This is a genomic window from Anaerostipes amylophilus (assembly GCF_025567365.1).
Classification (GTDB): Bacteria; Bacillota; Clostridia; order Lachnospirales; family Lachnospiraceae; genus Anaerostipes; species Anaerostipes amylophilus.
The window spans coordinates 49004-69387 of record NZ_JAOQJG010000002.1 but is presented as its reverse complement, the minus strand read 5'-3'; the positions used below and the strand labels follow the sequence as shown (position 1 = coordinate 69387).

Below are 20384 nucleotides of genomic sequence, written 5' to 3'. Positions count from 1 at the left end.
CCTCCTATTCTGTAACGATCACGATCAGTCTTACGGTACCTGTACGGCTCTTCCCACTCTTTACAGAATATGTGATCTCATAGGAACCTGCTTTGTTATAATCTACTTCGTCCTTAATGCTTACTTTCTTATTATCAACGTCCCCTTCGACATTTGATTCATAATCTCCGCCCATACATACTTTTGAAATATAAGATTTGGCATTTAATTTATGTCCTTTCTTTGTATACACGAGATATTTCTTCAAATGGATAAATGGAATCTCTGATCTCTCTGTTCCATTATATACTTGTATCGTTGCCTGAAATGATACAGTATCTCCTGCACTGTTGCTTACCTGTAGTTTTACCGGATATTCCCCTGGTGTATAAAGATCTACTACAGAATTCGTTAGAATCTTTACCTGATTTGACAAATCTCCGTCAATCTTGTCTTTGACTGTCAGATTCTTCAACAGATCCTCATTCTTTACAGATCCTCCTGACTCAAAACACAATGGCTTCTTCAGATCAAATGTCGGAGAGGTATACCCCGCATATTTTACAATGCGATTGGCTCTGCTAACATTGTTATGATTATCCACTGCTGCCAGAACGACAAGACGGCGCCCTCCGCTTAAGAAGTTTGATACACTTTCTACAACAACAGAAGATGTCACATCACCGTCGTTTGCATCAATTGCTTTTACACCTTTTAAGAAATACTTATCTGTCGCATTCAGATCCACTGTAAGTTCTTTTTGATCAATTGTGATCACCGGTCCGATCCTGTCCCCTTTTCTGACTTGTGTAAACCAAAAAAGCAAACTCGCCGCCAGTGATATACAAAATATCACAAAACTTGCCATCTTTAATTTCTTCATCTCACTAAGTCTCCTAACTTCTGTTATTTTTGTATGATCTTCTTTCCTTCAAAAATCTTCTTAGGATTATCATATAATAATTTCTTTGAATATTCAAAAGAATAATGATCTTCCATATATTCTTTTATATCTGCCATATATGTTGTCCGTTCATATGGTTTGTGTGCATCACTTGCAATACAGGTAACCATCCTTTTTGACAATAAATGATCGGCACATATCTTTGCTCTTTCTCCGAATCTTCCAAAGATACTTCCTCTGTTTATCTGTGTAAGACACCCTTGTTCCATCCAGTAAAAGATTCCCCTTGCCGATTCTTGTACACATTGATAACGTTCTGGATGTGCAATGATCGGTGTTACTCCAAGTTCCATCACTCCATCTATCAGTTCATCCATCTCTTCCTGCTCAATTCCAAAGCTGAATTCCATAAGGAAATAGTCTGTCTCATTGAGCGGCAACAATCTTTCTTCCCTGATCATATCTGGAACTTCATGTGTCATAAAAATCTCCATTCCTGATAAAACTGTTAGCGGAATAGCTTCTCTATCCAGTTCTCTTCTGAAATCCGAAAGCCGTTTCATATATCCTTCCACGCTGTATTCTGAGAAAAATCCTCCCGTATTCGCATGTGATGTTGCCGCCAGTGCATGAACCCCGCTTTGTACTGCAATTACTGCCATCTCGAGGGAATCGTCCATATCTCTTGCACCATCATCTAATCCTGGCAAAATGTGTGTATGTATATCTATCATAGTCAACCCTCATATTCGAAAAACCCCCAGTCTCTTTACGACCGGAGGTTTTGTTTGGTGCACATTGTGATTAATTCTGTTCTTGTACATGTTTTGCTGCATATACTGCTAATGCTGCAGCTGCCAGTGATACATATACTAATGTAACCGGTGCTCCCTGATCACCAGTCTTCGGAGAGGAAGAACTTCCATTATCCCCGTCTTTGTCAAATTCATCTTCTGTAATCTTTGTTTTCTTATCAATCTTTTCCTGAGTTTCTTTTTTCTGTGAAGTTGTTGTTGGTCCATTATCATCATCGTGTTCGTCCTCAGGACTTGGTGCTGCCATTACAGATATTGCAAAAGCAAAACTCATAATCAATGTTGCTAACATTACGATTGTCTTCTTCATATTCTGTTCCCCCTTAAATAGTTCAGCTTAGCTGACCTGTTTATAAAATACCTTTAATATCATCTCAAAGAGTTTCGTCTCATCTGGATAATATTCCGCATATCCTGTCTCACCTTCTTTGATGTTACATTCGATACTCTGAATATTATCAGCTGAAAAACTGCTTCCTGAAACTTTCGTTACCAGATATGTGATCTTCGGTGCTGAAAGATTCGTTACTGAATTGTCAGACACAAGATTCAATAGATCTAGTGGTAACGTCAAGTCATTCTTCATCTCCTGCAATGCTTTCTGTGCATAAGATGTAATATACTGCTGCTGTCTCTGCATACGCTTCAAGTTTGCATCCAATGGCTCAAATTCTCTGGATCTTACATATGTCTCTGCCTGTCCACCAAGCAGTGTGACATTCGCTCCTTCCTTCAAAGCTGGATCTGCACTAGTCAGATCTCCGATCACCTGAACATTCACCCCGCCAACCGCATCATTCAAAACGCTGATCGCTGACAAGTCAATGGACATATAAGACTGGATCGGTAATCCGTATAATACTTGTGATACCGCATATGCTACATTCTCACAGCTCTTCTTCTTTCCATCCCCATATGCATAAGCCAGACAGATCTGACGAAGTTTCTTCCCGTCATATTTGCCGTTCTTATCATATGATCTGACGTAAGTCATAATATCTCTTGGAACGTTGACAAGTGTAACCTTGCCTGTTGAGGTATCAACTGCTGCTACAAATATGGTGTCAGCCTGCCCGGCTCCACGCATCTTGAGCTTGCTTTCTTTGGAATCAAGATTCTCTTTGTCTACACCCATAAATAAGATATTTGTCATATTCTCATTATACTGGTATTTGTGGCCTTTGTAAATGACCAAATCCCCCTTATTCTGGACTTTTACGCCATCCACTGATTTCGACATGTCTACTTTACCGCCAAAAAGAGAACTTTTCCCAATTGCCCACATTCCTAAAATAACCGCTGTTGGAAGTAGTATGATGATCGCTGCCACGATCACAATTCTCTTTACGATCTGTTTCGGAGTTTTCTTTTTCTTTTGCTTTTTCTTCTCCGGCTTCTCTTCCTTTACTTCATAGCCTTGGAATTCTTCTTTTGTCTCTGAATCATATCCTTCCAGCTCTTTCTTCAGTTCGTCATTGAGTTTCTTTGCTTCATCTACTTTATTCTGCACTTCTTTCATCTGTTAACACCGCCTGTACTAGATAACGATTATGTGGCTGTCCTCCTACGCAGGTGCTCAGCGTAATAATCTTGTCGCTACTTGTAACCTTCTGCTTTGTTCTGATATGACTTTCCATATCTCTGATATTCTTGACATTTCTTAAATAATTCTCAAACTTCGCTTTGTTTTTAAAATTAAATGTCTTTAATAAATGTCTGTCATCAAATTTGTAAGCTGCAAAGATCGTATATGTATATGTCTTCTTTGGTGTATATACATATACTTCTTTGTGTTTGTTAAAGAACTGTTCATCCTCAAATTTGTGAAGATTCTGGAACATGGATCCATTTCTCATGTTATGTCCGTAAAAAATAGTATTAGGGTCTGTAAAATCCTTTTTGTTTGCTTTCTCTGTATAGATACATCCTGCAAACTCTGGTTCATTCTTAAAGTTATATTTTAAATAGTGGGTATCATCTTCCTGATTCAGTGCCACAGGATAGTCAATTCTTGTTCCCGGTACATAAATCCATGCATAAATATCACTGTTGATCTTGATCAGTTTCTTAAAATCAATCTTCTGTCCATGCTTAACTCCCGCTGGAACTTTCTCTGGTTCGTCCCCATCATTCTCTCCAGTAAATTCAGTGCTTGCAATGGCTTTTAATGTCTCTTGCCTTGCCTGCTCTGTCTTATGATTCTGGTACTTGATCCATCCAAAACGTCCAAGGCAGACCACACAGACTAACACTGCAATTGCCAGAATGATCTTCCATCCGTTCTTCTTCATCATCTTCCCCCTTACTTTTTCATAGATTCTATCAAGTATATTATACATTTTTTTGAAAATACGGTCAACGAATCTTCCGTATTCGGACATCCTTTGTCCTAAAAGTCCATTGCCATCTTACTTGATTCTTCTTCTGATAATTCTGTGACCTGTGTTTCCATAACTCTGTAGACTCTCTGGCACATATTTAACACGCTTGGTCTGTGAGTTGTCACGATACATGTCTTGTTCGGACGCTGTTGTATGATATTTCTTAATACCTTACGTTCTGTTGTTACATCAAGTGCCGATGTCGCTTCATCCAGTAATAATACCGGTGCATCTCTTAAGACTGCTCTTGCGATCGCAATTCTCTGCGCCTGTCCTTCTGAAAATCCGCGGCCTCTCTCTCCAATCTTTGTATAGATCGTTTCATCCATCTCCTTTACAAAATCCCACGCACAGGAAATCTTCAAAGCTTCTATCATTTCTTCGTCCGTCGCATCCTGCTTTACCATTCTTAGATTCTCAGCGATCGTTCCAGAAAGTATTGTATTGCCCTGTGGTACATAGGCAAATAAATGGCGAGTATCGGCATTCATTTCCACCTGTTTTCCATTGGATGCTTTTAAATATGCTTCTCCCTTTTCCGGTCGGATCAGACCTAAGATCAAACGGATCATCGTTGTCTTTCCCTCTCCAGACGGACCAACCAGCGCCACGATCTCTCCCGGTTTTGCCACAAATGCTGAATCTGTGATAACTCGGTTTCCTTCGATATAAGAGAAGTTTACATCCCGCATCTTCACTTCAAATCCATCTTCCACATAATCGTCCATCTCTGAACTTTCTGGAATATGTACTTCTTTCTTAAGCTGTGCAAGCTCTCTGATACGGTGTGCTGAAATGGAGCTGTTTAAAAAATTTGGAATAATTGATACCAGATTGTTAAATGCGCCATTTAAACTGCTTCTCTGCTGCAAAAACAAAGTCATCGTTCCATAAGTGATATCTCTTGTCCACAATCGGAACAGGCAATATCCAAATGCCGCATATTGTACGACCATTCCAACCAGTGACATTAAGATATTCGTTTTGATCGTGAACATGTTGTATTTTAAACTGATATCTTTAAATTTCTCCTGCCATTGTCTCATCTTCTTTCCATATAGAGAAGAAATTCCAAATGATTTGATCGTATCAAAATTATAAAATGTTTCTACTTCAAACGTCATCATATCACTGCTCATTTCACGGACTTTCTTTCCATATTCTCTCTGCTTTGAGATCAGAAATTTAGACATCACGAGCATAAAAGGTGCACTTGCAAATGCTAAAAGTGACATGATCTTATCATAATGCCAAATAACCACAAATGTTGCGATAAAATCATAAACAGCAATAATGATCGTTGGCAGCCAGCTGATCGCATTTCCACTGATCGTACTGACATCGCTGTTAAATCGGTTTAATACATCTCCATTGCTGTACTGACTGATCTCCATCCAGTCCGCATCAATGATCTTATCAAAAATATCTGCCTGAATGTCATTATTAATATAGATACTTAACTTTGTTGAAATACGACCGATCACATTTCCAATGGTCATGCTGAAAAATGCGCTTCCAAGTGTGATCACGATCATAATCCAAAGCTTGCTCATCTGATAACCTGTGATGATATCGATCATATATTTACTGGCAACACTTCCTACCAGTCCCATTGATGTGCTGAAAATACCAAGAATCGTGTAAAATGCGATCGCGCCTTTATATCGTTTGCTATATGAAAAAATCCATTTCCAGTCATCAATGATCTCTGAAAATGTTCCATCTTTCCATTTTCCGATCAGAATGTCCAAAGATTCAAATGATATTTTCTGATTTGATTGATCCTGATTTTCATCATCTAACATATACGAGCACCTTCTTTCATGATTCTATAAAATTCTTTTGTATATTCACAAATATATTCTGGTATTCCATCATAGTTTCCTGTTTCAAGCAATGCTGCAACTGCACAGATGTTGCAGATTGGACGGTACCTGCATGATACACATGCTTCATTGATAAGTATCTTTTTTGTTTCATTTGAAATCGTTTCCCATCCTTGTAAAAATCCTTTATCGAATACATTTACCTGTGGCATACTTTGCATCACACATGGACGTATCATTCCCTGCCAATTAATTGTAAAAGAGCAATTACCTGCAAGACAGGAAATATGCCGTTCATAGCCATAGTTTTCTGGTATATATTGTTCTATCGTATTTATTATTGCTCTTCTATATTCTTCAAACGCAATGTCTCCCATCTGGTATTTATAAATCAATACTTTTGCCATTGCCGCATCCTTTGGATTCATACGGCTTTGTTCATCAAACGGCTTATTTCTTTCCCTGCTTGCCGGATACATGTATGTATCCAGGTTTACTGCTGCATCGTATTGTTTTGCAATATCTAAGATCTTTTTTATATCTTCCTCATTTTTTGATGTAATACTTCCATTAATTTTGACATCGATTTCTCTATCTCTAAGCATCCTGATTGCATTTACTGTCTTTTGAAAACCAGCTGGATAATGACATAACTTTCCATATGCCTGATCATCTGCCCCATATAATGTAATATTGATTCTGCGTGGTTTATGCTTTGCAAAGAAATCCGCCCATTCCTCATTGATCAATGTTCCATTTGAATTTATTGTCAAAATCATTCCCATATTCTGAAGTTCTTTGTAAAGCTCTTTAAATTCTGGAAATAACAATGGTTCCCCGCCTGTTAATAATAAAAATAATGTACCTGCATCTTTCATCTGATGAGCCAGTGAAATCCATTCTTCTTTCGTTCTTAAACGGCCTTTTTGTTCCATCTCTGCTTTGGATAAACGAACATAACACATGTCGCAGTTCATATTACAAAGTGGTAACAGCTCTAAACTTCCATTGATCGGAGCTTGTTTTATATATGCTTTTTGAATCAGTCTTTTTTCCATTGAATCCATATTACCTAAATCGTACATTGGCTCACCTTCTTTCTTGTGTGTTCTGTTTTATTATATGATGTGAGAATGGAAAAAGGAAGTTTTATTTTGACTTATATTTGAGTATGGACTAGTGATCCTTTGTGCCTATCACGCCAAAAACTTTCCTTTTATTTCAAACGCCTTGCCCCCTTTCCATCCCCCTTATATTAAATTTAAATCAAGAAATCACTTACCCATAATTATAGATATTTTAACCCAAAATTGAATTGTATTTTTATTAAAGGGGGAATTGACCATGAAAAGAATGTATGAAATGCCTATGGCTTATGAAGAGGCTTTTGTTGCTAATGAATATGTATCCGCTTGTATTACTGGCATAATTCAGTGTGCTTATCCCGGTAATGGGCGAACGAATGGGCGAACTGATAAATTTGACGATTACAATGGTCATAAAAGTGGATATTGGACTGACTCACAAGGAAAACTTCATGGATTATGTGGTTATGATGGAGATAAGCATTCTGGAACTTACAGTCATATTGGAAGACTGAATATCACCAATATTGACGACCATCATCCAAATCATTCTTAATCCGGTAAATACTAATAACACAATTTTTATAAGATTTTACAAAAACTGTCGTATAAATTGCGACAGTTTTTGTTTAATTATCCTAAAATCCGTTAATTGATAAAATTTCTTCTTGTCTTAATTCTGTATCCCCTATATAATATAATTGTAATATTTTAAATTAATAACAGATTCAAATAATTGAATAGATAACTTCAAAACAACTAAGGGGAAGTTGCCATGAAAAGAATGTATGAAAAGCTTATGGCTTATGAAGAAGCTTTTGTTGCTAATGAATATGTAGCTGCTTGTTACGGCCTTGCCTGCAGTGTTGGTTTCGGTAATAGTGGTGATAAAGGAAACAAATGGAAATATGACGAAAAAGGTTCTGTTTTTCATGAACATGATTTCGTATCTGGAACTTGTACTGACGCAAGTGCTAACCGTGTTATCACTAATGATGGTTCTGTTGTTAAAAGCGTTGGTGAATATAATAAAGATCAAGGCTGGCTTGATGGTGGATTTGATTATTGGGATGATAGAAATAATAATGGCATTGTTGATACTAAAGACGGAATTTATTGGCATACAGAAAGTAAAAAAAACAATTATTGGGGACAGTCATTTGTAGACAGACGTTGGAATCATTATGGTATATTAGCACCTTTAGATTCTAGTCGTCCTAATCATTCTTAAATTTTATAAGCTGAAATCAAGATAATCTCTTATTTTGATTTCAGCTTTTATAATAGCAAGCAAAAAGGAGTTTCTCTATGAAACTATACAAAATCGCAGATTTCATCTTCGGAGTCCATATGGACGAATCTCTGGATATCCCAGAGAATTTCAAAAAGTTTGAAATCTCATCTTCTCCCGAAGATATACAAACTGAATATTTTATTAAAATCGTTGATGAACTTCCAGAACCACAGGGCGAATGTATTACTACACGAAATGATTTGCAGGTATTTCAAAATGGGAATATTGAAAGCCGGCGCATGAATTTTGTCGGAATTCCTGAACCTTATGGTGTATATGAAGAAAAATCTGAACGTGTGATCTATTCTTATTTTAAACGTTCGTTTCTCTCCATGCTTTCAGCGGATACCGTGTTTGTTTCTCTTTTTGCTATGGAGAAGCGAATGTTTGCCCATGATGCCATGGTGCTGCATTGTTCTGCTTTGCAAGTCAATGATGGCGTGATCTTATTTAGTGGCCCAAGTGGCATTGGAAAGTCAACACATGCAGATCTCTGGGTAAAACATCGTGGTGCCAGAGTGATCAATGGAGATCGTACTTTGCTTCAGAAGTTAGGTGATCGCTGGATGTCTCTTGGATGGCCGATCTGTGGTTCTTCTGAAATCTGTCATAATGAAAGTTTTCCTGTGAAAGCCATTGTTTTTCTTGGACAAGCTCCGGAAAATGGTGGTATGAGATGCCGATATTTTGATTCTGTCAAACAATTGATCAGCCAGTTAACGATCAATGTGTGGAATCCTTCTGTTGTAGAAAAGATCTGGTCTATGGCGGAAGATCTTGCTGCACAGGTTCCTGTATTTTATTATCACTGTAATATGGAAAAATATGCTGTCGATACTCTGGAATCTTTGATCCATGATGTCCTATAGTAATAACATAACAAAAGGAAGGTTTTTATAAGGTGATCTAACACCTTTTTAAACCTTCCTCTTATTATTTTCGATTCTTCATTAAATTATCTGCTAATGCTGATGCTGTATTAACTATGATCTCCTGCTCCACAGTCTCGCATTGTTCCAAAATACATTCTAACTTTCTGCTATAGAGATACTCTTTCTGCTTTTTACTGTAGCTATCTATCAGAAGTTCATCTAATGTCACATCCAATGCATCTGCGATCAATTTTAATGCTGGAAGTGATACGCTCGCTGAAGCTGTTTCTATATTAGACATATGGCTTAATGAGATATCTGCCATCTCTGCTAATTGTTCCTGTGTTATATTTTCTTTTTTGCGATATTCCTTAATCTTTGCTCCCAGAGCTTTATAATCGATGGTCATAATTCCCACACTCCTTATATACTCTGATTTTATTATGAATCAAGTTTGCAAATAATAGTCCGTAGCAATAGTTTTTATTGTATTGGACTATTTGCCTTATTTTTGTTATGATAAAGTTAATTATTTGTGCTTTCACTATTGATTCATTTCTAGGAGGTTTTTATGCATCGCATTATGAAACTTATTGTTACTCATTTCCTTATTTTTTTATTAGCTTTTTTAGGGATTCAAGGCTATAAAAAATACCAAGCTTTTAAGATCAAACATCTGTTAAATGTCTGGAAGAAAAAATATCATCCATTTCCAACAAAAAAAAGAGCCTGAATACGGCTCTTTTTTATTCTTACTTGACAATTCTTTCGGCTATATCGTTTGCCTTTTCGTAAATTTTATATGCATCAGTTCCTATAAAGAATTCACCATTTTCATATAGGATCTTTCCTGCAACCATGGTCAGTTTTACATTTTGCTTGCTTCCACTGTATACAAGATTCTTTTGTATATTATGGATTGGCTGCATATTGGGCTGATTCAGGTCAATCATAATAATATCTGCTTCTTTTCCTTCTGCCAAAACATCACAGTCTGTTAAATTCATTGCTTTTGCGCCGCCTATTGTTGCCATTTTTAATACTTCTAATGCATCAACAGCACTGGCATCATTCTCTCTGTATTTGGCAAGTGCTGTGACAAGGAACATCTCGCGGAACATATCAAGGCAATTATTGCTTGCTGGACCATCTGTTCCGATCGCAAGATTGATTCCTTCTTTTAACATATGATCGATCGGTGCAATTCCGCTTGCAAGTTTCAGATTTGATGCTGGATTTGTGATCACGGATATATTGTGTTCTTTCACAATATCGAGATCATTCTGTGTCATATGAACACAGTGATAAAAACCGCCTCCATAATTAAATATTCCAAGTCGATCCATATAGACTGTTGGTGTCACTTTTGTCCGCTCAATACATTGTGCTACTTCTGATTTACTTTCTGAATTATGTGTATATACAGGAGCTTTATATTTCTCTGCCAGATCTGCGATACCTTCTAATATCTCTTTCTTTGTTGTATATTCTGCATGAAATCCTAACTCGAAATTGATCAGATTCTCTTTTTTGTGATATTTCTTATACCATTCATCGAGAAGTTCTACTGACTGTGTAAAATTGTTAACCGCTCCGATCACTGTCGTTCGATAGCCGCAGTCTCTGGATGCTTCGATCATCGTATCTGGTGTCAGGTACATATCCGCATTCGCTGTGATCCCGCTTGTCAGATATTCCATGATTGCAAGTTTGGATAAATGATAGATATCTTCTGGTGTGAGTTTCGCTTCATATGGAAATACCTGATCGTTTAGCCATGATAAAAGCGGCATATCATCTGCATGGGATCTTAAAAATGTCATTGCTGAATGTGTATGTGCATTCTTAAATCCTGGCATGATCAGATTCCCTTTCGCATTAATTTCTCTATCCCATGTTATTTTCGCTGCTTCTTCTTTCTTCTCTGGCCCTGCATATTGTATCTTTGTCCCTGAAATCCAGATTTCTCCATCAAAGATATCCTGATCTTCTTCCATCGTCAGAATTCTTGCATGATAAATTCTTATCATTATGATTACCTCGTTGTTTCTAAATATTTCCCCATTCTTTTCACCGCTTCTGTTACAAGCAATTTGAATTTCGGTGCAGCTTCATCTGCCATTTTTTGTACATTCTCATGACTTAGCGGATTCTCACTGATCCCTGCTGCTGGATTTGAAATACAGGAAATTCCACAGATCTTCATCTTCATATGGTTTGCTGCGATCGCTTCACATGCTGTACTCATTCCGACTGCATCTGCACCGATCACTTTACACATCTGTATCTCAGCTGGTGATTCAAAATTCGGTCCTGCAAGCTGGATATAGACGCCTTCTTTCAGATCGATCATCAGGTGATCTGCACTCTGCCTGATCATATCCTGTAGATCTTCATCATAAATGTGACTCATATCTGGAAAACGTTCTCCAAATTCTTCTATATTGACTCCATTTAAAGGAGATGGAACAAAACTTGCTATCTGATCTGTGATCAACATGAAATCTCCTGCATGAAATTCTATATTAATTCCTCCTGATGCATTGGTTAAAAATAAAATTTCTGCTCCCATCATCCTCATCAAACGTACTGGAAGAACTACATCGCTCATGGAATATCCTTCATAGTAATGAACACGACCTTCCATGATCATAACTGGAACACTTTCAATATATCCTAATACAAAACGTCCTTTATGTCCCTGTACTGTTGAAATCGGGAAACCATCAATCTCGTGATAATCAATGATCTCCTTAATCTCGATCGTTTCTGCGTAATCTCCAAGTCCTGATCCTAAGATCATTGCGATCTGCGGTTTGAAATCTGTTTTTTCTCTCACTTGGTTGTAGCATTTTTTTACTTTATCATATATTTCATTCATGGCTTATCTCCTTTCTGAAACATCTTTTTTCTCTTATTATGCCATATTTTCATGAAGTTTGAAATATACTTTCTAGTGGTACTTATTTATAAATATTATTTTCTCACTGCTTGCTTTCCTTTAACTTGCAAGTTATACTTAAGATATTAATTTATTTTCCTATAATAAGGAGTACATGATATGAAATTAGCAATTGTCGATGACAATGAAATTGAACAGGAAATCATTTTAAATACTTTAAATGCTTATCATAAAGAAAGTGGGATTTCTCTTGAAATCCAAAGTTTTTCAGACGGAGATTCTTTCCTGAATGCTTACAAATCTGGTAATTATGATCTTATCTTTATGGATATTTTCCTAAAAAACCTAAATGGCATTGATATTGTACGCAAGATACGACAGTCTGATCTCAAAGTACTGATCGTCTTTCTGACGATGAGTCCTGATCATATTTTCGAGGCTGCACCACTTCATTTTTTTGATTATATATTGAAACCTTTTGAATATAAACAGATTTTTCATGTTTTGAATGATGCGAGACAGATTCTTCCTCAAAGTAAAAATGAACTATCTTTTGAATATCGAAATATTAATGTTCATTTTCCATTGTCTAAGATTCAGTATATTTATTCAAATAACCATGACGTGATCATACATACTACTATCGACAGTCAATCATTTCGTCTTCCATTTTATTCCATTACACAGAATCTTGATGACCCGAGATTTCTACAGTGTAATCGTGGAATCCTACTGAATATGGATTATATCAAGGCAATGGAAGCTGATTATTTTGAAATGACCGACTCCAAGTGTTTTCCAATCAAAACGAAAGGACGTAAACAGATACGCGAACAGTATATTCAATATCATTTTTTGAAACTTGAGGAGAAATGAGAATGAATGCTCGTATCTCAGAAAAATTCCTAAAAAAAATACGATGGTCATCTGTCCATTCAGACTGACAACCATCGTTTTAAAATCAAGATGTTTTTACAATGTTAATTCTATGAATTAAGCTAATTTTTCTTTTGCAACGTCTACTAAAGCTTTGAATGCTTCTGGTTCGCTGATAGCCATCTCAGATAACATTTTTCTGTTGATGTCAACACCAGCTAATTTTAATCCGTGCATGAATTTGCTGTAAGAAAGTCCGTTCATTCTTGTAGCAGCGTTGATACGTGCGATCCATAACTGTCTGAACTGACGTTTTCTCTGTTTTCTTCCTGCGTAAGAACTTGTTAAAGCTCTCATTACAGACTGTTTTGCTACTCTATACTGTTTAGATCTGGCACCTCTATATCCTTTAGCCAGTTTTAATACTCTATTGTGTTTTTTCTTTGCGTTCATTCCGCCTTTGATTCTTGCCATTGCTTACATTTCCTCCTTAACGATCCATCTTACAGATATGGTAAAATCTTCTTCATGTTCTTTTCGTTTGTTGCATCTGTCATTGCAGCTTTTCTTAAATTTCTCTTTCTCTTAGGAGATTTCTTTGTTAAGATATGGCTCTTGTATGCCTTATTTCTTTTTAATTTTCCTGTTCCTGTCTTTTTAAATCTTTTTGCAGCTGCTCTACATGTCTTCATTTTTGGCATGGTTATTTCCTCCTTAATCCTGCTTGTATCTACTCATATTTGAATATCTTAAACTCCTAGTTGTTCTTTGGAGCTAAAAACATTGTCATGCTTCTTCCTTCAAATTTAGGTTTCTTATCGATGGTGGCTACATCTTCTAATGCTTTCGCGAAGTCATCTAAGATATACTTGCTTGCGTTTACATGGGCAAGTTCTCTTCCTCTGAATCGAAGTGTGACTTTCACTCTTGCACCCTTGGAAAGGAATTTCTTTGCATGATTAATCTTTGTGTTTAAGTCGTTTGTGTCAATGTTTGGTGACATGCGGACTTCTTTCACATCGATGACTTTCTGTTTCTTCTTCGCCAGCTTTTCTTTTCTTGTCTGCTCGTATTTGTACTTACCGTAGTCGATAATCTTACAAACCGGTGGTTTGGCCTTTGGTGAGATCTTGACAAGATCTAATCCTGCTTCATCTGCTAACTTCTGTGCTTCCCTTGCGGACATAATTCCAAGCTGTTCGCCATCATTCGCGATCAGACGTACTTCTTTATCTCTGATCTGTCCGTTAATCATTAATTCGCTGATAATTACACCTCCATGATAATTAAAAAAGTGGATAGTTATAAGACTATCCACATAAAATTCAAGCATGATCACGAAATATCATATTCTTAAATATTAACCCAAGTCACTTCTTCTACTATCTTATGTGCTAAGGTGAGAGTGGATACTCTTCTTTGTTGTTTTGGTTGCTCTTTCGCAACTTTTGATATTATATCATGCTTTATTTTTAATTGTCAAGTGATTTTTGTGTTTTTTTATTTTTCTACTGTAAATGAGACTTTTCCTTTAATCTTTTTATAGAATGTTAACTGATATCTTGTATTATCTACTAAAACATCATAATTTTCACCTGTTTTTACAATTCGGAAATTAACAATATTTTTTCCTTTGTTCGCATCTTTCATTACTTTTACGCCATATTTTGTGATCTTAAATCCTGCAAAAGATGTCAGTGTATTAAAAGCTTGTTTCACATCGCTGCCTAGATCACTTGTTTTAAAAGAATATGTTTTCCCATTACTTGTAAATTTGATCGTTACAGATTTCCATGATGGATTAAATGTATAAATTGTTTTGTTTCCTGATGTTTCCATACAGACATCGTTAAATCCATCATAAATAAATACATCTACATATTTTGTGCATACTTTTCCTGCACTCTTGCTTGTGGAAACTGTAATCTTTGCATATCCTCCACTTTTTGCTGTGATCTTTCCAGTGGAACTTACGGTTGCAACCTTTGTATTACTGCTTTTGTAATACAATTTCGCATTTACCATCTGCTTTTCACCTGGATATACTTTTGTCTTGATCTGTGATGTCTTTCCTTTTCCAAGTTTCAGAGATGATTTTGAAGTTAATTTAATAGAAGTCACTGGTTTTCTTACATAGACTTTCACTTTTTTTGCACTCATTCCACTTGCTCTGAGTGTGATCACTGCTGTTCCGTATTTTTTCCCTTTGACGATTCCTTTGGAACTTACGGTTGCAACTGATTTCTTTGAACTTTTATATGTGATCTTCTTCTTTTTGTTTACTGTCTTTGCTTTTAAATTAACAGTCTTGCCACATAATACAGTTACTTTGCTGCTGACTCCTGTTTTAATATATGCCTTTTTAGAAGCTGCCTGAACTGGATCTGCGATCATAGCAGCAACCAGGCATACAGACATTATAAATGCTGTAATCTTTTTCTTCATTGATACGCTCTTCCTTTGATTCTTTACTATATGTTTGGTTTGTAAGATTAAATTATAACAAAACAGGAATTCCAGAGAAGGATCTCCTCCAGAATTCCTTTAATTATCATTTAAAATGATATTTATTATTTTGCAACTGTCTGAATGATTGTTACATTGTTTCCAATGGATTCTGGTAATTCGATAGAATATTTACCATTTTCTTTCTGAGCTGTATATTCAACACCAGTTTTATCATTCTTAGCTGTTACTACTCCATTACTAACTGTTACTGTAATATCACGTGTTCCACCAGTAGTTACTCTTTTTGCATGAACTTTATATTCTTTTCCAACACTTACTTCTGTTACAGTTACTTCGTATTTACCAGCGTATTTTGTATTTGCAGTCAATGTTACAGTTTTTGTATTACCTTTACCTGATACTGATACAAATCCTTTTTCACGATATGATGTATTTACCCAAGCTTGGTAACCAGATTCTGGATTATCAAGATATCCTAATGCTTCTTTTGCTTCTTTTGCTGAAATAGTTACACTGTTATCTTTGTATTTTAAAACATACTGTGATGCCTTTGGATCGATTCCGCTTAATTTAACTTTTCCATTACCTGTAGCAACTGGTATTAATGTTTCAGTTGTAGGTTTTGCTGGTGTTACTGCTTTTTTCTTAACAGTTACTTTAAAAGTAGCTTTCTTCTTACCAGCGTCTTTTGCTGTTGCTGTGATTGTTACTGTACCATCTTTCTTTGTTGTTACTTTACCTTTAGATGATACTGTTGCAACCTTAGTATTGCTTGATTTCCATGTTACTGCCTTTGTTGCAGCATCTTTTGGTTTGTATGTTGGGTGAAGTGTAAACTTGCTTCCAGCTGTTACTGTTTTCTTTGTTCCTTCTTTGAACTTCAGAGTTTTTACAACTTTACCAACAGTCAGTGTCATTGTAGCTTTTGCTTTCTTATTATTCTTAGCAATTGCTGTGATTGTCACTGTACCTTTTTTCTTTGTTCTTAAGATACCTGTTTTAGAAACTGTCGCAATCTTTTTGTTGCTTGTTTTGTAAGTCAGATTCTTAGTTTTAGAGCTTTTTGGTGAAAAGATCAGACGGATTCTTACGTTCATCCAACGTCCTGCACTCTTCATTACATAGCCTTTCTTTTTGAAAGAAAGTTTCTTAACTTTTTTTGTTGCAGCACTTACATTTGTTGTCTTTGGTGCATCTGTAACTGCAACAAGTCCGAAAGCCATAACTGCTGATAATGTACAAGCTGCTGCTTTCTTGATCATTTTGTTACTCATACTTACATTCCTCCTTATTAAGTATTTTAATGTCTGTCTTCCGCATCAGAATCACCATAGTATGAATATGAATATTTATAATCATAAGCTCCATACGCTCCGATACGTTCATCAACTTTATTTAATACAGCCCCAAGGATACGCACCTCGCCCCTCTTAAGCTGCTTGATGACATCTTGTACTACTTTACGTTTGATAACTCCCTGCTCGATCACAAGAACTGCACCATCACAGTATTTGCCAATGATCACTGCATCGATCACTACTCCAAGAGGAGGGGCATCAATGATCACATAGTCGTAATCTTCTCTTACTTTGTCAATAAATTTCTGAAACTGATCAGAATCAAGAAGACTTGTTGGATCTGGTGATAATGGTCCGGCAACGGACAGATAAAATCCTTCTGTCTCTGTCTCATAGATGATATCTTCGATTTCTGCCTGTCCTGTCAGGTAATGACTTAATCCTTTATCAATTCCCTGAATATGATACTTCGCAGCCAGCACGGACTTTCTAAGGTCTGCATCAACCATCAGAATCTTCTTACCGCCTTCTGCCATCGTCTTGGAAAGATCAAATGCAACTGAACTCTTTCCTTCGTTTGGCACACTGCTTGTTATAATAATAACTTTGATGTCTTTTCCGCAAAATGCAAGATTTGTCTTTAATTGATTTAATCCTTCTGTCAGACGATAGTCTTTGACCTCTGGCAGATTCATTGTTACTTTCTTCATTGTACTACCTCGCCCTCTTTACTTTCTTTGTACGCTTTGATGTACCTTTCACTAATGGTAACTGCGCTAAAGTATTGATTCCAAGATATTTCTCAATATCATCTTCCTTAAGGATTGTATCATTCATCAGATACTGGATCACAATTGCTGCTGCCATCAGAATAAATCCAAGAATCGCTCCGATCGCTACATTCTTCTTGAGACTTGGGCTGTCTGGCTGTTCTGACTTATAAGCATTCTCAATGATCGTTGGTGATTTCACATCCATCTTCTCTGCAACTGTCTTTGATGTTACTTCTGCAAGATCCTGTGTGATGTTCTTCGCAAGTTCTGGATCATTATCAGATACTGTGATCTGCATGATTCGTGTATCTGTTGGATTCTCAACTGTGATCTTTTCGCTTAATTCTTTGTAATCCATATCAAGTTTCAGATCATTGATCACCTGTTCAAGCACTGGTCTTGTCTTAACAATTACCATATAATCCTGTGTAAGCTGTGTTCCCATTGTTAAGTCTGTTAACTGTGAAATTCCACTCTTAGACATAACATAAAGCTGTGCACTGGAAGAATAAACTGGTGTCATTGCAAATTTGGTAATGAGTCCTGCTGCTCCTGCAAACACGATCGTTGTAAGCAGAATCCAGACAATTTTTTTGGGAGTATCCCAAAGTTTGTGTAAACCTTCAAACTGATGTAAGATAATATTACTCAGTTTGGAGGTTTTTTTATGGGAAGAAGAAAAGGAGACACACCACAAAAAGCAGCATTAAGACAATTAATGCAAGGATATTTAAAGGACAATGATATCAGTGTAAAAAATGGAACAGATGTTAATGCAATCATGCGTGATATGATGTCAGTGATCCTTGAAGGTGCTCTGGATGAAGAACTTAATGAGGAACTAGGCTATTCCAGATATGATTATCGTAATAAAGATACCAATAACAGTCGCAATGGTCATTCTGGGAAAACCATGCATACCAGTTATGGGGATATGGAAATCGCTGTTCCTCGTGATCGTAATGGCGAATATGAACCCAGATTAATCAAAAAATATCAGAATACTGTTACCCAGGACATGGAGGAAAAGATTCTCTCCATGTATGCAAAAGGCATGACGACCGGAGATATTGAATCTCACATGAAAGAACTCTACGACATTGATATATCAGACAGTACGATCAGCAGGATTACAGATAAGATCCTTCCGATCGTAAAAGAATGGCAGGAAAGACCTTTGGAAGAAGTCTATGCAGTTGTTTATATGGATGCAATCCACTATCATGTGCGAAGTGAAGGCCGAATTGTAAAACGTGCTGTTTATATCGCTCTTGGGGTCAACATGGATGGTAAAAAAGAAGTCCTTGGAATGTATGTGGGTGATAATGAAAGTGCTAAATTTTGGCTTTCTATCATCAATGGGCTGAAAAATCGTGGCGTTGAAGATATTCTGATCACATGTGTGGATGGACTGACAGGATTTCCACAGGCAATCGAAGCTGTATTTCCACAGACAGAGATACAACAGTGCATCATTCATCAGATACGAAATACCACAAGATATGTATCTTATAAAGACAATCGAAAAGTAATGGCTGANATCGCTTTAGAAAATCTTGAAGATTTCGGAGAAAAGTGGAACTCAAAATATCCAAAAATCTATAAATCATGGAGCGAACGCTGGGCAACACTGGCTACTTATTTTAAATATCCAGAACAGGTTAGAAAACTTATTTATACAACAAATGCCATCGAAGGATTCAATCGTCAGTTGCGAAAAGTGACAAAAAGCAAAACTGTATTTCCAACTGATGACAGCTTATTAAAAATGCTTTATTTGGCAACGATGGACATCACAAAAAAATGGACTGGTCGCAGAAGAGACTGGAGCCAGATCCGTGCACAATTAGATATATTTTTTGAAGAACGATTAGAAAAATATATGTATTAAAAATCTGTGTTTTTAGACAGGTTTATTTGACATGCCTAAAATCTTTTGTATAATGCAGATAAGGGCTATGAGTCAAAATTTGACTCATAACCCTCATAACTATTGATTAATCTTATATCAGTTTTTTGTGTTTACACAAAACTTGAAACAGTCTCATTTTTTTCTTTAATGCAAGAAATAACTCCCTTAAATCAATTTCATCGTCATTTTCTAATTCATACATAGATATTGCTTCCCTTTCCTTAGATACTTTTCCCCTCCAACATATTCCTTGGATTTGTTTCAAGAATCTGTTGTGCATTCTTCTTAAGAACTACCTCTGCCGCTTTCTTCATATTCGGTCTGCGGTTTCTAAAATCATGGCAGTCACTTCCTAAAAAATGTATCAGTCCTTCTTTTGTAAGCTTCTTACAAAAAGATGAACGTTTGTCAAAGATTCCCCCGATCAGACTTTCTGCGTTAATCTGAATATATGCTCCAAGACTAACTAGTTCTTCAATCCTGTTGATATGGCGGAACACTGCTTCATAACGTTCTGCATGTGCTATGATCGGAATGTAGCCTGCATATCCGAAGCTCTGGATCGCACGATATATGTATGTATAAGGATCGTTCACTCCAAATTCTACTAAAACATATCGTGTTCCATTCATCGTCAATGCTTTACCACTGTCTAAATCTGAGATCGTACTTTCCTGATAATATAATTCACTTCCAAGATATAACTCTATCTCTGGATAATACTTCTCTGCTTTCTTGGAAATCTCTTCAAAATGTTCCATTATTATCTCTTTGTCCGGATATCCAAACTTCGGTCCGTAATGAGAAGTCATTATCACTGTATCCACACCTTGTTCACGTTCTTCATCCAGAAGTTCCATTGAATCACTGAGCGTCTTAGCCCCGTCATCAACCCCGTATAATATGTGTGTATGAATATCTATCATTCCCATAACAATCTCTTTTCTAATGTTGGCATAATATCAGAGTATTCTTTCTATCTTAAGAACTACTCTAGT

The 20384-nt window shown here is 36.5% G+C and carries 23 protein-coding genes; 5 read left to right on the top strand and 18 right to left on the bottom strand.

All coding sequences use genetic code 11. The features are described 5' to 3' along the window. Positions 1–4 precede the first annotated feature (4 nt). From OCV53_RS02850 to OCV53_RS02820, 7 genes are all read right to left on the bottom strand, one after another. A complete protein-coding gene (locus OCV53_RS02850; protein ID WP_055196509.1) occupies positions 5–862 on the bottom strand; it encodes an immunoglobulin-like domain-containing protein in 858 nt (285 codons plus the stop codon). 23 nt (positions 863–885) lie between these two features. Continuing rightward, positions 886–1617, bottom strand: a complete 732-nt coding sequence (locus tag OCV53_RS02845) for a tyrosine-protein phosphatase (RefSeq protein ID WP_055196508.1) — start codon at positions 1615–1617, stop codon at positions 886–888. A gap of 70 nt (positions 1618–1687) precedes the next feature. Further along, positions 1688–2008: a hypothetical protein gene (locus OCV53_RS02840; protein ID WP_022375004.1), complete on the bottom strand. Its 321-nt coding sequence runs from the start codon at positions 2006–2008 to the stop codon at positions 1688–1690. A 27-nt stretch (positions 2009–2035) separates the two neighbouring features. Continuing rightward, the gene (locus OCV53_RS02835) at positions 2036–3217 is read right to left on the bottom strand and encodes an LCP family protein (protein ID WP_055196507.1); all 1182 of its coding nucleotides are present in this window, start codon (positions 3215–3217) and stop codon (positions 2036–2038) included. Continuing rightward, positions 3198–3989: a class B sortase gene (srtB, locus tag OCV53_RS02830; protein WP_055196506.1), complete on the bottom strand. Its 792-nt coding sequence runs from the start codon at positions 3987–3989 to the stop codon at positions 3198–3200. The genes OCV53_RS02835 and srtB overlap by 20 nt, the downstream gene beginning before the upstream one ends. A 98-nt stretch (positions 3990–4087) precedes the next feature. Beyond that, positions 4088–5884 carry an ABC transporter ATP-binding protein gene (locus OCV53_RS02825; RefSeq protein WP_055196505.1) on the bottom strand — a complete coding sequence of 599 codons (1797 nt, stop codon included), beginning with the start codon at positions 5882–5884 and terminating at the stop codon, positions 4088–4090. Next, positions 5878–6990, bottom strand: coding sequence for a radical SAM protein (locus OCV53_RS02820; RefSeq protein ID WP_055196504.1), 1113 nt, complete (start codon positions 6988–6990; stop codon positions 5878–5880). The genes OCV53_RS02825 and OCV53_RS02820 overlap by 7 nt, the downstream gene beginning before the upstream one ends. Before the next feature lie 259 nt (positions 6991–7249). Between OCV53_RS02820 and OCV53_RS02815 the strand changes: the two genes are divergently transcribed. From OCV53_RS02815 to OCV53_RS02805, 3 genes are all read left to right on the top strand, one after another. Then, positions 7250–7546 carry a hypothetical protein gene (locus tag OCV53_RS02815; RefSeq protein WP_022374999.1) on the top strand — a complete coding sequence of 99 codons (297 nt, stop codon included), beginning with the start codon at positions 7250–7252 and terminating at the stop codon, positions 7544–7546. Positions 7547–7765: 219 nt separating this feature from the next. Further along, on the top strand, positions 7766–8221 hold the full coding sequence (locus tag OCV53_RS02810) for a hypothetical protein (RefSeq protein ID WP_055196503.1): 456 nt from the start codon (positions 7766–7768) through the stop codon (positions 8219–8221). Positions 8222–8298: 77 nt separating this feature from the next. Then, positions 8299–9153, top strand: a complete 855-nt coding sequence (locus tag OCV53_RS02805; RefSeq protein ID WP_022374113.1) for a phosphoenolpyruvate carboxykinase (ATP) — start codon at positions 8299–8301, stop codon at positions 9151–9153. Between the two features lie 64 nt (positions 9154–9217). Here the strand turns inward: OCV53_RS02805 and OCV53_RS02800 are convergent, their stop codons facing one another. The 3 genes from OCV53_RS02800 to OCV53_RS02790 all read right to left on the bottom strand — a co-directional run bounded on the left by OCV53_RS02800 (position 9218) and on the right by OCV53_RS02790 (position 12037). After that, positions 9218–9565, bottom strand: coding sequence for a helix-turn-helix domain-containing protein (locus tag OCV53_RS02800; RefSeq protein ID WP_022374114.1), 348 nt, complete (start codon positions 9563–9565; stop codon positions 9218–9220). A gap of 343 nt (positions 9566–9908) precedes the next feature. Beyond that, entirely contained in the window at positions 9909–11186 is a 1278-nt protein-coding gene (locus tag OCV53_RS02795) for an amidohydrolase family protein (protein ID WP_055196502.1), read from the bottom strand. Positions 11187–11191: 5 nt separating this feature from the next. Then, the gene (locus OCV53_RS02790) at positions 11192–12037 is read right to left on the bottom strand and encodes a purine-nucleoside phosphorylase (RefSeq protein ID WP_055196501.1); all 846 of its coding nucleotides are present in this window, start codon (positions 12035–12037) and stop codon (positions 11192–11194) included. Positions 12038–12217: 180 nt separating this feature from the next. Between OCV53_RS02790 and OCV53_RS02785 the strand changes: the two genes are divergently transcribed. Beyond that, positions 12218–12934, top strand: coding sequence for a LytR/AlgR family response regulator transcription factor (locus tag OCV53_RS02785; RefSeq protein WP_055196500.1), 717 nt, complete (start codon positions 12218–12220; stop codon positions 12932–12934). A 117-nt stretch (positions 12935–13051) separates the two neighbouring features. Here the strand turns inward: OCV53_RS02785 and rplT are convergent, their stop codons facing one another. The 7 genes from rplT to OCV53_RS02750 form a co-directional block, all read right to left on the bottom strand. Then, positions 13052–13408, bottom strand: a complete 357-nt coding sequence (gene rplT / locus OCV53_RS02780; protein WP_008393261.1) for a 50S ribosomal protein L20 — start codon at positions 13406–13408, stop codon at positions 13052–13054. Between the two features lie 29 nt (positions 13409–13437). Next, positions 13438–13635: a 50S ribosomal protein L35 gene (rpmI, locus tag OCV53_RS02775; protein WP_008393260.1), complete on the bottom strand. Its 198-nt coding sequence runs from the start codon at positions 13633–13635 to the stop codon at positions 13438–13440. Positions 13636–13691: 56 nt separating this feature from the next. After that, positions 13692–14189 carry a translation initiation factor IF-3 gene (gene infC / locus OCV53_RS02770; RefSeq protein ID WP_055196499.1) on the bottom strand — a complete coding sequence of 166 codons (498 nt, stop codon included), beginning with the start codon at positions 14187–14189 and terminating at the stop codon, positions 13692–13694. Between the two features lie 245 nt (positions 14190–14434). Beyond that, positions 14435–15379, bottom strand: a complete 945-nt coding sequence (locus tag OCV53_RS02765) for an Ig-like domain-containing protein (RefSeq protein ID WP_055196498.1) — start codon at positions 15377–15379, stop codon at positions 14435–14437. A 125-nt stretch (positions 15380–15504) separates the two neighbouring features. Next, complete coding sequence (locus OCV53_RS02760; protein WP_055196497.1) at positions 15505–16677, bottom strand: Ig-like domain-containing protein; 1173 nt, start codon at positions 16675–16677, stop codon at positions 15505–15507. Positions 16678–16703: 26 nt separating this feature from the next. After that, positions 16704–17411, bottom strand: coding sequence for a CpsD/CapB family tyrosine-protein kinase (locus OCV53_RS02755; protein ID WP_055196496.1), 708 nt, complete (start codon positions 17409–17411; stop codon positions 16704–16706). Positions 17412–17415: 4 nt separating this feature from the next. Next, entirely contained in the window at positions 17416–18171 is a 756-nt protein-coding gene (locus tag OCV53_RS02750) for a YveK family protein (protein ID WP_252196740.1), read from the bottom strand. 21 nt (positions 18172–18192) lie between these two features. On the opposite strand from OCV53_RS02750, the gene OCV53_RS02745 reads away from it, so the two are divergent. After that, positions 18193–19365, top strand: coding sequence for an IS256 family transposase (locus OCV53_RS02745; RefSeq protein ID WP_172674545.1), 1173 nt, complete (start codon positions 18193–18195; stop codon positions 19363–19365). Positions 19366–19607: 242 nt separating this feature from the next. On the opposite strand, the gene OCV53_RS02740 is transcribed toward OCV53_RS02745, so the two are convergent. Continuing rightward, the gene (locus OCV53_RS02740; RefSeq protein ID WP_055196494.1) at positions 19608–20318 is read right to left on the bottom strand and encodes a CpsB/CapC family capsule biosynthesis tyrosine phosphatase; all 711 of its coding nucleotides are present in this window, start codon (positions 20316–20318) and stop codon (positions 19608–19610) included. Between the last annotated feature and the right edge of the window lie 66 nt (positions 20319–20384).